Raw genomic sequence first — 13839 nt, forward strand, 5'->3', positions numbered from 1 at the left:
TTATGAAGGCTTACTGATCCTCCCCATGGCGCGGGATCAGACAACAGTTGGCTTTATGTGTCTGGCTGCCACTATTCGCTTCCAATCCAATCCCTCGAACAATGCCTCAAGTTGAGCCTTGCTAAGAGTGACTATGCCATCTTGCGCCTTCGGCCAGACGAAGCCACTGCCCTCGATACGTTTTTAGACGAGCACGAGGCCCGTTCCATCCCAGACGATCAATTTCATTCGATCCGCCCGCTTGGAACGGAAAACGAAAATCGCTCCTGTAAATGGATCCAGGTCGAACTCATTCATGACCATAGCCGCCAGCCCGTCCATTCCCTTGCGAAAATCCACAGGCCTCGTTGCAACATATTTTTTGAAGTTCCCCGCAGGTGAAATCACGGCCGGTGACTTGCTCCCCTAAGAGGCCGCGTTTTTCAGTTAGCTCTGTTCAGGGTTTGGTCCTCTCTTGACCGTTTGTGACACTCCCGCGGGGTTAGCCCGTCGAGGCTCGAATGCGGGCGGTGGTGATTGCAGTCTTCGCGCCAGGCTTGGATCAGGTGACGGGCATGGCGCAGGCTCGCAAACAAATGCTCGTTCAGGCACTCATCCCGAAGGCGGCCATTGAAGCTCTCCACGAAGCCGTTCCGCGTCGGTTTGCCGGGCGCGATGCAGTGCCATTCGACCTGCCGGTCCTGCTGCCATTTCAGGATCGCGTTGCTGGTCAGTTCGGTGCCCCTCGCCATTGTCTCTCGGACCAATGGCGTTCCAATGGCTCGATCGGACACCACCAAGCAGGGATAGCCACGCAGATCGGCGATCCTGCCCAGTTCCCTGGCGGCCCGCAAGCCCGACAGTGATGCATCCACGGCCATGGCCAGGCATTCCCGGCTGAAGTCGTCTATGACGCAGAGCACCCGGAAACGGCGGCCATCGGACAAGCTGTCCGAGACGAAGTCCAGCGACCACCGCTGATTCGGCCCCTGCGGGATCGCCATAGGCGCCCTGGTTCCGATTGCGCGCTTCCGGCCGCCCCGTTTGCGCACCGTCAGCCCCTCTTCCCTGTAGATCCGGTAGAGCTTTTTCCAGTTCAGCTCCCAGCCTTCCCGCTTCCGCAGAATGTGCAAGCGCCGATAGCCAAACCGTCTGCGCTCGCCAGAAAACTCCTTCAATCGCTGACGCATTGCGCTATCTTCCGGGCTGGCCGGCCGCCGCCGGTACTCACGCGGATCGATCCCGGCCAGCGCACAAGCCCGCCGTTGCGAGCAGCTCTTCTCCTTCTGGCCCAGTCCACGGCGCGTCTCCTTGAACCGGGCTTCAGAAGTTTTTCCCAAGAATCTCTTTCAGCGTGGCGAAATCAAGGCCAGTGAAGTCTTTGCTTCACCGGCCGCCTTCTTTGGATTGCCTTCAGACCTTCACCTGGTCCTTGGCAAGGCTGAGGTAGATCGCACCGCCAAGGATAGCGCCGATCACCCAGTTGTAGCCCGAACAGGAAGCCGCCGATCACCAGCGTAAAGACTGACGTGATCAGACCCGCCTTGCGGAAGCTGATCTTCTCCGGCGACAGGTTGTCCTGGGGCTGCATCCGAGCCTGTCGTCGCGGTACCGGGAGCTGATCGAAGACCTGGCTGGCGCCCTGAACGCGGCGGAAGTGTGGCGGGAGGCGACGGCGTCGCCTCGGGCGCTGATTTCGGAAGTGCGGATGGTTCCGGACGCGGATGCGCCGGGCTGTCATCAGCTTGAACTTGTTGGGGAACTGGCAGGGATCATGTCTTTGAGTCAGCCTGAATCGAAGAAGCCCCCGCTGGCGGCGAGGGCTTGGTCGGAAACGGTGGTTGCGGGAGCAGGACTTGGACACTGTTTCATTTTAGCCCGGTAAATCTCGGGTGCGCTGTCGGCCGCCATTCGTTGCAACCGCTGCCAAGCAACTGTAATCATTGCGGGCCTCTCCAATCGGGATTATCCGGTTAAGATCAACCGAAAAGGGATCCCGGCCCGTCCTTCGCTTTCACCAGACTGCGCCCTTCGCATATCACTGCGCCGTTTGCCGCGGTGCAGCTGGCCCAAAGATCCACAAGATGCTTCTCCGGTCGCAGCCGGGTGATTTCAACTTTAGCCTCTAGTGCAGCATTCAGCGGTGCAGCCGATTTAAACACCAGATCCTGTTTCAGATAGTTGGTACCCGATCCCGGCAGTTCCACCCCGAGCAGATAGGAGAACAACGCTGCGATCAGCGGTTCTGGCACACTTGCAGAACTGGCCCCGCTCAACGCCGCATAAGCCGCAAGATCTTCCCGGGTGTAGCTGCGTATTATTCGCGCCGATTGTCCGACCTTCAGCATCTGATCTCTGCCTCTCCGACTAAGCATTCTGCGCCATCCGCCACCCGCGTGACCAACATCTTGACGCGGCCAGACGCATCTTCCGCTATCCGCAAGCGAAGCTCCTCACCGGCGAAAGCCGGATTCGGGAACATGAGGCTTTGGCTAACCTGTGATATTCCAGCGTCATGCCGCTTCAGCATTCCCCATAACTTGGAATAGATCAGCATTCCGTGACTCACCGTCTGTCCAAAGGCCGTTTTGGCGCAAAACCCGGGGTCCACGTGGATCGCGTTGCCGTCGCCGGACACTTCCGCAAAGGCATCGAACTCTGCTTGCGTTGGGGTCCAGTGCTCCTCCAGGTCAATCATTGTTGAATTCCTCGCGCAGCTTGGGTTTGCATACTTTGCCGGCGGCCGTGCGAGGGAAGTCCTCGACGACTTGCACATGGGCGGGCACCTTATATCCGGCAAGCCGATCCCGGCACCACAGGCGCAAGGTCTCCGGCTCAACAGTCTGGCCGGGGCGCAGCATCACAAAAGCCGCCCCAGCTTCACCCCATTTCGCATCGGGAACTCCCACAACCGCGGCTTCGAGAATAGAGGGGTGAGTGTTCAGCACCCTCTCGACCTCGGCGGGGTAGACGTTTTCTCCGCCTGAAATGAACATGTCTTTGATACGGTCGACAATGTAGTAGTAGCCATCCTTGTCCCGGCGCGCGACATCGCCGGTGGCCAGCCAGCCATCTAGAGTGAAGGTCTTGGCCGTTGCTTCAGGATTGCCAAAATACCCCGGCGTGACCCCCGGGCCGCGAAGCTGCAACTCACCCGCTCCTTCGACGCTGTCCGCCACACCTGCCAATCGCACGTTAACCAGACTCTGCGGCCTTCCAACGGATCCGATTTTCTCATCAGCATGGGCAGGGTCCATCAGGAAAACGGTTGGGCCGGTTTCGGTCATACCCATACCGTTCAGCACCTTCGCGCCCTTGCCGGCAAAGAAGCGGATCAGCGGTTCGGGCAACGGCGCGCCGCCGCAGCCGCAGCGGATCGACTGCCAATCCAGCTCTCCGATGCCCGGCATCAGCGAAAGCGCCTGGTAAACCGCCGGCACCGCGAAAAACTGGTTGATCCTCCCGGAGGCCAGCAGGCGATGCACCGCTTCCGCCTCGAACTTCGGCAGAATGGCGGAACTGCCGCCGGACAGGAAAACCGGCAGGGTGTAGAGGTTGATGCCCGCGGTATGGAACAGGGGCAGAAAGCACACCGCGCGGTCGGTTGACGCTATGTCAATGGCCTGCCCGATGTTCACCGTGTTGGCCCAGGCCATGCGGGCAGTCTGGATCACAGATTTCGGCAGGCCTGTGGTTCCGGAGGTGAACAGCAGATACCAGGGCCTTTCGGCCGGTACGGGCGCTGTCAGGGGCGGGCCGCCGTCCTTGATCCAGCCGGCAAGGTCTTCTTCGATTTTCAGGACCGGTGCACCAACGCCTGCGGCAGTTTCGAGCGCCGTGGCCTGAAACTCCGCGTCCGTCAACAGCAATGAAATGCCGACCGGCTGCAGGGTTTCCACCAGTTCGGGCGCAGGCTGCCGCCAGTTCAGCGGGCACAGAATGATCCCGGTTTTCTGGCAGGCGAACAGCGCGATAAAGAACTCCACCCGGTTCTGACAAATGATGGCAGCGCGATCGCCTTCTTTCAGCCCCTGCGCTTGGAAACCCGCCGCAACGGCGTTTGCAGCGTCGTTGATCCGGGCAAAGCTCCAGTCGCACCCGGTGGAAATATCATGAAAAGCCAGGGCGCCGGGGGTCAATTCCGCCCGTTTTGCCGCCATATCCGGGACTACATCAAACATCGCATCTATCCGGTTGATTGAAGAAAACCTGCCATGCGCGACAGGGTTTCCTGCCGACCGATCAATTCGCGGAAAGCAGCTGTTTCCGCGTCCAGTCCCGCGCGGACGGCGGTCAGCCGCGCCCCGTTCCAGATCACAGACTTGGCTGCCAGGGCAGCCCCCCCATCGACGTCGGCCAGCAGGGCAGCTGCGCGGGCTTCCGGGTCTGCATCAACCGCCTGAACCAGACCGAGCTGCTGCAATTCCGCCGCTTCGTGCCGGTGGTTGGCCATCAGCCAGCTTTGCGCCGGCCCGGCCCCGATCAGTTCGGGCAGAAGGGCGGTCCACCCGCCGTCAGGAGCGAATCCCATGACACCGTAGTAAGGCTGCACAAAACCATCCGGAGCCGCGGCGGCCATATCCGAGGCAAAGACAATCCCGGCCGACCCGCCTGTTGCAGCCCCGCGCACCGCCGAAGCGATCACAACGGGCGCCTCGATCATCCGCATGACCAGGTCTTGCAGTACCGGGACGACCTGATCGGCGTATTTCTCTGCGCGGCCTTGTTGAGCCGCCTCGAAGAACTGTCCGACATCTCCGCCGGTTGAAAAATTCCGCCCGCTGGTGATCAGGGCCTTTTGAACGCCTGACCGCTCCAGCGCGTCAAAACCCCGGTGCAGTTCCGCCAGAAGGCCGGGCTCCAGCGCATTGGCACGCGGGGCCGTCATTGCGATCCGGAAACAGGACTCCCCGTTTGGCAGATCCGCCGTGCCACAGGTGACCAGGCCGCTCATGGTGCCAGCCCGTTGCAAATGAACTTATGGGCCTCGTCAACCACCCATTTGAGGTCGGCCTCGCCTTCCCAGAGCACAAAACGTTCGCCCAAGGTCTTTGCGATGCCCATCAGAGCCCAGGCGCGCACCTCGGCGTCGCCAGGTGAAATCTCTCCATTTTTAACGGCCTGATCCAACTGATCGGCATAGGCCTTGCCGAAGGCGGTGTAATACTCGCGGTAGGCTTCTGGATCGACGAAGCGGGCTTCTTCCACGATGCGGTATTGCAAGGGCCGGTCGCGCACGACGGTCAGATAGGCTTCCAAACCGGCGCGCTCGGCCTCTAGCCGGTTTTCCGCCCCCGCGATCCGCTCCGCGGCCTGGGACCGGGTGGCGTGGCCCATCTCTTGCACCAGCTCGCGGAAGACTTCGTCCTTGCCGGAAAAATAAATGTAAAAGGTGCCCAGCGCGGTGTCAGCAGCGCGGGTGATATCGGCGATGGAGGCGGCGGCAAAACCCTTTTCGCCAATCACCTGTTCGGCTGCGGCAAGGATTTTGGCCCGTCGTTCCATTCCGCGCTTGGTCTTGGGCTTGGCAGTTGTCGGCTTGGTCATCAGGTTGCTTCTTGATCTTGAATTGCAGTTTCGAGCCCTTCTGCCGTAACAAAATGGCGGATGGCATCGCAGAAGGCCTCCGGTTCTTCCAGATGGGGAGAGTGTCCCGAATGCCAGAAACATTTCATGCGTGCCTGTTTGGCTTGCGACGCGATCCATCGCGCCGCGTCCTGGCTGTAAAGCCTGCTCTGCAAACCGGAGCAGACAAGGTAGGGGATATCGATCCTGGAAATCGTCTCGCGCTCGTCCATGGCAGTCAGATCATCCCAAAGCGGGCGCAGGCGTGCGGGATCTTGCGCCAGCAGCAGGTCTTTCACAGCCTCACGGCTCGGGACAGGCTCGCTGGAGCAGGCATACATGTTGCGCACGATGCTGCCCGCCATGCGCGGCCACTCCGGCACGATCTTGGCTGAGGTTGCCAGAATGGCCTCTGCGCTCTGCCCCGTCAGCCCGAAATGCCAATCCGCGGCCGGCAGCATCCGGGGGCTCATGTCTATGGTGACCAGCCCGCGCAGGGCGGAGGTGCCGTGGCGCGACACATAGCGCCAAGCGGCCGCAGCCCCCATGGACCAGCCGACAAGAACAGGGCGGTCCAGCCGGTCGATCCTCCGCTTGGCCAGTGCAGCACAAGCGTCTAGGCTTGGCTCATCCTTCACCCGGCTGCCGTGACCGGGCAGGTCAGGCGCAGTGCAGTCGAACGCCGACCCCAGCCGCCTTGCCACGTCATCAAACATGGCCCCGTTCATGGCCCAGCCATGCAGGAAAAGGACAGGAACGCTCATGACGCGCGGCGCTCGCGCAGGCGGCCCACAATGCCGGCCGGAAAGAAGTAGACGCTGAGGATGAACAATATGCCCAGCCACATCAGCCAGCGGTCCGGATCCAGCAGATCGGGGATCAGCGGCAAGCCGGCAGTTGCCTCGGATGCGCTGCCCATCAGGTTCTGGAGGTAGGTCTGCGCCAGGATGAACAGCGTCGCCCCGATTACCGCACCATACATCGTGCCCATGCCGCCGATCACCACCATCAAGAGAATGTCCAGCATGATCTCGAAGCTGAGCGTGGTATCCGGCCCGACATAGCGCAGCCAAATCGCAAACAGGCTGCCGGCAAATGCTGCGGTGGCAGCCGACAGGCAGGTGGCGGCGGTGCGGTACCAGATCACGCGGTAGCCGATCGCTTCAGCGCGGAAATCATTTTCGCGGATCGCCTGCAGCACCCGGCCGAAAGGCGAATTGACGATGCGAAGCAGCAGCAGGAACAGGATCAGCGACGCGGTGAACACCAGGTAATAGTTCAGGATCTTGCCACTGATCTTCGTGCCCATAACTTCGCCCATGCGGTTGGCCGAGGTCAGCACCCTTGGAATCTTGTAAGTCAGCCCGTCCTCGCCGCCGGTGAGGCCGGAGAACTGCGAGACCAGCACCGCCACCGCCGAAGCCACAGCCAGGGTGATCATGGCGAAGAAAATCGCCCGCACCCGCAGGCTGAACAAGCCGATCAGAAGTGCCAGGACAACGGCTGCCAGTGTGCCGGACACCGACCCGAGCAAAAGCGCGCCAAAACCGCGGTCCATATGGGTCGATGCCAGCGCCACGCCATAGGCGCCGAGACCGAAGAACATGGTATGGGCAAAGCTGACGATGCCGGCATAGCCGAGCAGCAAATCATAGCTCGCCACCAGCAAGATAAAGATGCAGATCCGCGCGGCGGTATCCAGCGGACGCACGCCGTCGAAGATAAAGGGCGCTCCGGCGAGGCAGATTACGATCGCCAGCAGCAGGGCAGTCAGAACGGCCGAGCGCGGCTGATCCCCGGACAGAAATTTGACGATCATCTCATTTCGCCTTCACAACAGGCAGCATGCCTTGCGGCCGCCACATCAGGATTGCAGTCATCAGCGCAATGTTCGACACCAGCGCCAGCTTCGGTTCCAGGAAGGCCACGTAGTTCTGCATCAGCCCGACCAGCAGCGCGCCGATGAAGGCGCCTTCGACCGAGCCCAGCCCGCCGATGATGGCAACGATGAAAACCATAACCATCAACTTTTCGCCCATACCGGCGGTGATGACCTCCTGGTAGAGCCCCCACATCACGCCACCCAGCCCAGCCAGCGCGGATCCGGCGATGAACACGCCGACAAAGACCAGGCGCAGCCGGTAGCCCAGTGCCTCGACCATCGGGCCGTTATCCACCCCTGCACGCACAATCAGTCCGACCTTGGTGCGGCGCAGGACCATCCGCATGGCAAGGAACAGGATCAGCCCGATGCCGACGGCCAGCAGGCGGTATTTCTCCATCGCCGCACCAGCAAATGTCACCGCGCCTTTCAGGGTCTCAGGGCGGTTGATGAAGATCTCATCCGGTCCCCAGATCACATGGATCAGCTGTTCAATGACTATCAGGCCGCCGACGGTCACAAGGATCTGCTTCAGGTGCGCGCCGTAAACAGGTTTAACTATCACCCGCTCGAACCCCCAGCCCAATGCGCCGGTCACGGCCATAGCGGCCACAACAGCAAGGAACACGGCGGACATGTTCAACAGCAGGGAGGTTGCGCCGGTCCACTCGCCCAGGGCGATGAGCACTGAGATGCCGACAAAAGCACCGACGGAGATAAACGCCCCGTGGCCGAAGTTGATCACGTCCATCAGGCCGAAAACCAGGGTCAGGCCCGAGGCCATGATGAAGATCATCATTCCCATGGCGAGGCCGGAGACGGTCAGCGTCAGCCAGGACGACGGCGCACCGATGGCAAGGAAGCCGAGGACAGCCAGTGCTGGAACCAGCAGCAGCGGCATTGCGGCGTCCAGCCGTTCCGCGAGGCTGACGCTGGCGAAGGTTGGCCTGTGATCAGGGGCTGCCGTCATCTCAATGCGTCTCCATGCTGAGACCCATCAGGCGTTCCTGCAGGTCCTTGTTTTCCGCAAGTTCACCCATGGCACCGGCCCAGATCACCCGGCCGTCATCCATCACGGCGGCACTGTCTCCCAGCGCCTTGGCGACCGAGAAGTTCTGCTCCACCAGCAGGATCGAGGCGCCCTGTGCCTTCAGCTCCCGCAGCGCCTGCGCCATGGTCGAGACGATGGCTGGCGCCAGCCCCTTGGTTGGCTCGTCGATCAAGTAGAGTCTCCTGTCCTCAACCATTGCGCGGGCAATCGACAGCATCTGCTTCTGCCCGCCAGACAGGTTGCCCGCCTCGCTGTGCCAGAAGGTGCCCAGGGCCGGAAATGCCCCCAGCAGCCATTCCTTGCGTTTCGGATCCAGCGGGCCGGAGGTGCAGCCCAGAACCATGTTCTCCTCGACAGTCAGGTCGCTGAAGATCCCCATATCTTCAGGCACAAAGCCGATGCCGGCCCTTGCCCGCGCCGAAACCGGCAGCCGGGCAACATCCCGACCGTCATAGAGGATCTCTCCTGCCTTGGCGGTCCATTGACCCATAATGGTTTTCAGGGTGGTGGTTTTGCCGACGCCGTTGCGGCCCAGCAGCATGGTCACCTGACCGCGCGGCACGGCAAGGTCGACACCCTGAAGAATGTGATATTGTCCGATGTCGGTATGCACCGCCTTCAGCGACAGGATCGGTTCAGACATGATCCAGCTCCTTGCCCATGTAAGCCTCCTGCACCACGGCTGAGGTCATGACCTCAGCCGGCGGGCCGTCAGCAGCCAGTGCGCCATTGTGCAGGACGATGATGCGGTCAGCGAGGCTGCGGATCACATCCATCTTGTGCTCTACCAGCAGAACTGTTCGCTCACGGTCGGCCTTGATCTCGGCGATTAGGTCCAGGATCACTGGCGCTTCATCCACGCTCATCCCCGCCGTAGGCTCGTCGAACATGTAGACCATGGGATCGAGGCCGATCAGCAGTGCCACCTCCAGCTTACGCTGATCCCCGTGCGACAGTTCTGACACCAGCTGATCTTTCTGACTGTCCAGACGGACCCGTTCCAAAATGGCCATCGCTGCGACCGTCAATTCGGTATGGCTGTCTGCCATCGAGAACAACCCGAACCCCTTGTGCCGGCGCGACTGGATCACAAGGCGAATGTTTTCCAGCACCGGGAGGCTGGGAAACAGGTTGGTGAGCTGGAAAGCCCGGCCCAGACCGCGGCGGCAGCGGCCTGCCACGCCAATTCGGCTGATGTCCTCGCCCATAAGCTTCACCCTGCCGGCGCTGGCCGGGATCTGGCCCGAAATCAGGTTGAAATAGGTGGTCTTGCCGGCACCGTTGGGGCCAACGATGGCCGTCAGTTCACCCGCGCGGAAGCTGCAGGACACCGCGTCAACCGCCACATGGCCGCCAAAACGCACGGTCAGCGTTTCTGTTTCTAGAAGTGTCTGGGTCATTGGTCTCTTTCCTCTCCGGGACGGCCAAGGCCATCCCGGAAGTGGCGGGAAACACTCCGCCGCTTAGTTGTTGCGGACCGGGATGGTCATTTCATCCATGCCGATCTCGCGCACCAGAACCGGCACGCCGTAATCCTTGCCATCCTGGATCTCGGTCCGGAAGTGGTACATCGTCTGCAGCGCCTGATGGTCTTCGGCACGGAACTGCATGGCACCTTTGGGTGTCTCCCAGGTCATGCCTTCCATCGCCTTGATCAGCGCATCGGTGTCTTCTGCCCCGCCGGCCTTCCTGATCGCCTCGACAATCGCCAACCCGGAGGCCATGCCGCCTGCGGTAAAGAAGTCCGGCGGACTGTCAAAACGTTCGAAATGGGTTTTCACCAGCCATTCATTCACCGGGTTTTGCGGTATCTCGTAGTAGTAATAGGTGGCGCCTTCCATGCCGGGCAGTTCTTTGTAAGACTTCAGCGCAGCCAGGATGTTGCCGCCAGTCGCGATCTCAATGCCGAAGCGTTCAGGCTCCATGGCGTTGATCTTGCCCATCGGATTGCCGCCGCCGGCCCAGATGATGAAGAGCTTCTTGTCGCCCTCAACTTCGCCCATCCTGGTGAAGATCCGCTCCGCCGCGGCGGTGAAGTCGGTGGTATCGGTGGGCACATATTCCTCGTGGGCAATGGTTGCGCCGGTGGCTTCCAGCGCCTCCTTGAACGCGGCCACCCCGTCCCGGCCGAAGGCATAGTCCTGCGCCAGGGTTGCGATGGTCACACCCTCGCCGCCCAGTGCAACGGCGTTTGCAATCGCGTCCTGCGAGGAATTGCGGCCGGTGCGGAAGATATAGGGGTTCCAGTTAGCGCCGGTGATCGAATCCGCTACCGCCGGCTCGACGATCAGCACACGCTCGTATTCCTCGGCCACAGGCAGCATTGCCAGCGCAACGCCGGAACTCACCGGGCCAACGGCAATATGCGCACCGTCATCGCCAAAGGCTTCTTCCAGCTGGGCACGGCCGATATCTGGCTTCAGCTGGGTATCCTTCTCGATCACGACGATCTTCTCACCATTGATCTCCATGGTGCCGCCGGTGGCATATTCCAGCCCCAATTTCAGGCCGTTATGCGACTGGGCCGCATAGGCCTCATACGGCCCGGTTTTGCCATAGACATGGGCAATCCGGATATCGGCAGAGGCTGCGGACGCCATCAGCGCACCAGCAGCCATCAACGCAAACACGCGCAACATAAGGGCTCCTCCCTGGTTACTCCCTGCCTAATATGAAACATGAATCATTATTCATGTCAATGCAGTGCTGTTTTAGTACTGCCGCGCGGCCCCACAGTCCTGACCAGGGAAGACGTCTGCCAATTCCATAGCCCTCAACAGGAAGTTCAGACGCGGCAGCAGGCGACGGCCCTTGCCAGTCAAGCCGGGACGGCCTGGTCCATCGCCGCGATGGACCGAAGGCCGTTCATGCCCTAACAATTATTCAAGTCTTTCCAATACAGCCGCAGGCTTGGCTTGCAGCGGTCCGCGGCAGCGGAGGCGTAACAGTGAGATCCTGCGGGCCTGACCGATCCGGGTACAGGACAAAACACCAAGACCGGGGGCGCACAGATTATTTTGATGTCAGTGCGGCCTGCACAAATGGACAAGGCGTTGTAAACGCTTGGAGAAAGGGAAAAATCAATGTACCGGATTCGCCTGTTCGCTATTCGTCACTCCCGCAGCTTTGAGTGGATATACAAGCGGGTGGAGCAAGTCATGATCACCCTCGACCCAGTCCTCGGAAAAATCGGCTATGACCGGGTCGAGCGCCCCATCGCCTTCGTCGAGAAGTGCGTGAAGACGGTTCTCTTTGACTGCAAGATGTGCGGGCAGTGCGTGCTGTCCTCGACCGGAATGTCCTGCCCGATGAATTGCCCCAAGCAGCTGCGCAACGGCCCGTGCGGCGGGGTGCGGCCAGGCGGGTTTTGTGAGGTCAAACCGGAGATGAAATGCGTTTGGGCGCTGGCCTGGGACGGTGCGTCGCGGATGAAGGGGGGTGCGCAGATCGCAACTGTGCTGCCGCCGGTCGAACGCAACCTCGAAGGGTCATCGTCCTGGCTGCGGGTGAGCCGTGAAAAAGCAGCCCATCTGCGTGAAGCCAGAGAAAAACGCCGCACGGTCATCGCCGACGCCTTTCCCGGCGCCCGCAGGAATGAGCCCTCTTCGGCACCGCTGGCGGAGGAGCCCGCACAGGCTCAGAAAGGGTCAAAATGATGGACCACAGTTTACCCCAACCCTACTCTCCGCCGCCCGCAGGCCATGTTTCGCACAGTCGGCTGGAACGGGTGCTGCGGTCCGGCCGCTTTGCTATCACGGCAGAGCTGAACCCGCCCGACAGCGCGGACCCTGCGGATGTCTATGACGCCGCGCGGCCGCTGGGGGAGGTTGCCGATGCCATCAATGCAACAGACGCGTCAGGGGCGAACTGCCATATGTCCTCCATAGGGATCAGCGCGCTGCTGACACGGGCGGGATATTCGCCTGTTTACCAGATCTCCTGCCGGGACCGGAACCGGATCGCCATTCAGGGCGATGTGCTGGGTGCCGCTGCCATGGGGGTCAGCAATGTTTTGTGCCTGACGGGTGATGGTGTCGGCGTGGGCGACCAGCCCGGCGCCAAGCCGGTATTCGATTTCGATTCGCTGTCGCTTCTGCGCACTATCAGGACCATGCGGGATGAGCGGAAGTTCCTGTCAGGGCGCACCATTACCAATCCGCCGCTGCTATTTCTGGGCGCGGCTGAAAACCCCTGTATCCCGCCTTATGAGTGGCGCCCGGAACGCCTGGCCAAAAAGGTCGAGGCCGGAGCGGAATACATTCAGACTAACTATATCTACGACGTGCCCCTGTTCGAAAAGTTCATGGCCCGGGTGCGGGATATGGGCTTGGACAAGAAGGTCTTCATTCTGGCTGGTGTCGGCCCGCTGGCGTCGGCGCGGGCGGCGCGCTGGATGCGCTCGAACGTGCCAGGCATCCATATTCCGGATGCAGTTATCGACCGGATGGAGAAAGCCGGTAAACCCGGGCAGGAAGGCAAGAGAATCTGCGTCGAGCTTATCCAGCAGATGCGTGACATCGCCGGCGTGTCCGGCGTGCATGTCATGGCGTACCGAAAGGAGCATCAGGTCTCTGAGATCATACAGGAGTCCGGAGTTCTAGCCTCCCGCAGACGAACGTGATTACCGGGTTGAGCTGACGGGCCGGCTTCTTGGCCGGGCTGCACGGCAAAATCCGGCAACGGGCGACGGACCTACTTCGCACCGGGAACTGGACGTGTCGCGGTTTGTTGCCGCTCCTTTGATAGCATTTATTGCAGCAAAGGAGACGCGCTATGGGAACCAAACGGACGGACGAATTCCGCGCTGATGCAATACGGCTCGCGTTAACTAGCGGACTTAGGCGCAAACAAGTGGCGTCTGATTTGGGCGTTGGCGTATCCCTGATCGCTCCGGGAGTGCGGTGGGAAGCGCTGCGCGCATTGGTGGAGCGGATCGTGCTGACGCCTGCGGCGGAGGGCGTTGGCCTGGATCTTACGCTGGAGGGGGATCTGGCCGGACTGTTGCGCCCGGCGCCAGGTGCATCTGAACCAGCGCGCGCGCCCCTGCGGCTTCATCCCAGCCTGTCATCCCGGTACCGGGAGCTGATCGGGGACCTGGCCGGGTCCCTGAATGCGCCGGAGGTGAAGCGGGAGGCGACAGCATCGCTGCGGGCGCTGATTTCGGAAGTGCGGATGGTTCCGGACGCAGACGCACCCGGGGGCCATCAGCTTGAACTTGTTGGGGAATTGGCTGGTCTGATGGCTTTGGGGGCGTCGGAATCGAAGAAGCCCCCGCTTTTTGCGGAGGCTTGGTCTGTATCTCTGGTTGCGGGAGCAGGATTTGAACCTGCGACCTTCAGGTTATGAGCCTGACGAGCTACCT

General features: G+C 61.2%; 13 protein-coding genes and 3 pseudogenes. 3 read left to right on the forward strand and 13 right to left on the reverse strand.

Going from position 1 to position 13839, the window contains the following annotated elements:
- Positions 1-36 precede the first annotated feature (36 nt).
- From tnpB to AB1A62_RS08105, 13 genes and pseudogenes are all read right to left on the reverse strand, one after another.
- Positions 37-387, reverse strand: a pseudogene (gene tnpB / locus AB1A62_RS08045) (IS66 family insertion sequence element accessory protein TnpB).
- A gap of 35 nt (positions 388-422) precedes the next feature.
- Positions 423-1347: pseudogene (locus AB1A62_RS08050) on the reverse strand (IS3 family transposase); the annotation flags it as partial.
- Positions 1348-1958: 611 nt separating this feature from the next.
- Positions 1959-2327, reverse strand: a complete 369-nt coding sequence (locus tag AB1A62_RS08055; RefSeq protein WP_366660994.1) for a phosphate acetyltransferase — start codon at positions 2325-2327, stop codon at positions 1959-1961.
- A complete protein-coding gene (locus tag AB1A62_RS08060; protein ID WP_366660995.1) occupies positions 2321-2677 on the reverse strand; it encodes a MaoC/PaaZ C-terminal domain-containing protein in 357 nt (118 codons plus the stop codon). Before AB1A62_RS08060 ends, AB1A62_RS08055 begins: the two co-directional genes overlap by 7 nt.
- Positions 2670-4160, reverse strand: coding sequence for an AMP-binding protein (locus AB1A62_RS08065; protein WP_366660996.1), 1491 nt, complete (start codon positions 4158-4160; stop codon positions 2670-2672). The genes AB1A62_RS08060 and AB1A62_RS08065 overlap by 8 nt, the downstream gene beginning before the upstream one ends.
- Before the next feature lie 5 nt (positions 4161-4165).
- Positions 4166-4933 (reverse strand): enoyl-CoA hydratase/isomerase family protein, encoded by a 768-nt coding sequence (locus tag AB1A62_RS08070; protein ID WP_366660997.1) that lies wholly within the window; start codon positions 4931-4933, stop codon positions 4166-4168.
- Complete coding sequence (locus AB1A62_RS08075; RefSeq protein ID WP_366660998.1) at positions 4930-5526, reverse strand: TetR/AcrR family transcriptional regulator; 597 nt, start codon at positions 5524-5526, stop codon at positions 4930-4932. Before AB1A62_RS08075 ends, AB1A62_RS08070 begins: the two co-directional genes overlap by 4 nt.
- A complete protein-coding gene (locus AB1A62_RS08080) occupies positions 5526-6308 on the reverse strand; it encodes an alpha/beta hydrolase (RefSeq protein WP_366660999.1) in 783 nt (260 codons plus the stop codon). Before AB1A62_RS08080 ends, AB1A62_RS08075 begins: the two co-directional genes overlap by 1 nt.
- Entirely contained in the window at positions 6305-7363 is a 1059-nt protein-coding gene (locus tag AB1A62_RS08085) for a branched-chain amino acid ABC transporter permease (protein ID WP_366661000.1), read from the reverse strand. The genes AB1A62_RS08080 and AB1A62_RS08085 overlap by 4 nt, the downstream gene beginning before the upstream one ends.
- 1 nt (position 7364) lies before the next feature.
- Positions 7365-8396: a branched-chain amino acid ABC transporter permease gene (locus AB1A62_RS08090; protein WP_366661001.1), complete on the reverse strand. Its 1032-nt coding sequence runs from the start codon at positions 8394-8396 to the stop codon at positions 7365-7367.
- A 1-nt stretch (position 8397) separates the two neighbouring features.
- Positions 8398-9120: an ABC transporter ATP-binding protein gene (locus AB1A62_RS08095; protein ID WP_366661002.1), complete on the reverse strand. Its 723-nt coding sequence runs from the start codon at positions 9118-9120 to the stop codon at positions 8398-8400.
- Complete coding sequence (locus AB1A62_RS08100) at positions 9113-9877, reverse strand: ABC transporter ATP-binding protein (protein ID WP_366661003.1); 765 nt, start codon at positions 9875-9877, stop codon at positions 9113-9115. The genes AB1A62_RS08095 and AB1A62_RS08100 overlap by 8 nt, the downstream gene beginning before the upstream one ends.
- Positions 9878-9940: 63 nt before the next feature.
- A complete protein-coding gene (locus AB1A62_RS08105; protein WP_366661004.1) occupies positions 9941-11116 on the reverse strand; it encodes a substrate-binding domain-containing protein in 1176 nt (391 codons plus the stop codon).
- A gap of 519 nt (positions 11117-11635) precedes the next feature.
- Here AB1A62_RS08105 and AB1A62_RS08110 point away from each other — a divergent pair.
- The 3 genes and pseudogenes from AB1A62_RS08110 to AB1A62_RS08120 all read left to right on the forward strand — a co-directional run.
- Positions 11636-12133, forward strand: coding sequence for a methylenetetrahydrofolate reductase C-terminal domain-containing protein (locus tag AB1A62_RS08110; RefSeq protein ID WP_366661005.1), 498 nt, complete (start codon positions 11636-11638; stop codon positions 12131-12133).
- Positions 12130-13098 carry a methylenetetrahydrofolate reductase gene (locus AB1A62_RS08115; RefSeq protein WP_366661006.1) on the forward strand — a complete coding sequence of 323 codons (969 nt, stop codon included), beginning with the start codon at positions 12130-12132 and terminating at the stop codon, positions 13096-13098. The genes AB1A62_RS08110 and AB1A62_RS08115 overlap by 4 nt, the downstream gene beginning before the upstream one ends.
- A gap of 152 nt (positions 13099-13250) precedes the next feature.
- Positions 13251-13364 (forward strand): annotated as a pseudogene (locus AB1A62_RS08120) (IS3 family transposase); the annotation flags it as partial.
- Between the last annotated feature and the right edge of the window lie 475 nt (positions 13365-13839).

The sequence above is a fragment of the Leisingera sp. JC11 genome (genome assembly GCF_040704725.1).
Lineage (GTDB): Bacteria > Pseudomonadota > Alphaproteobacteria > Rhodobacterales > Rhodobacteraceae > Leisingera.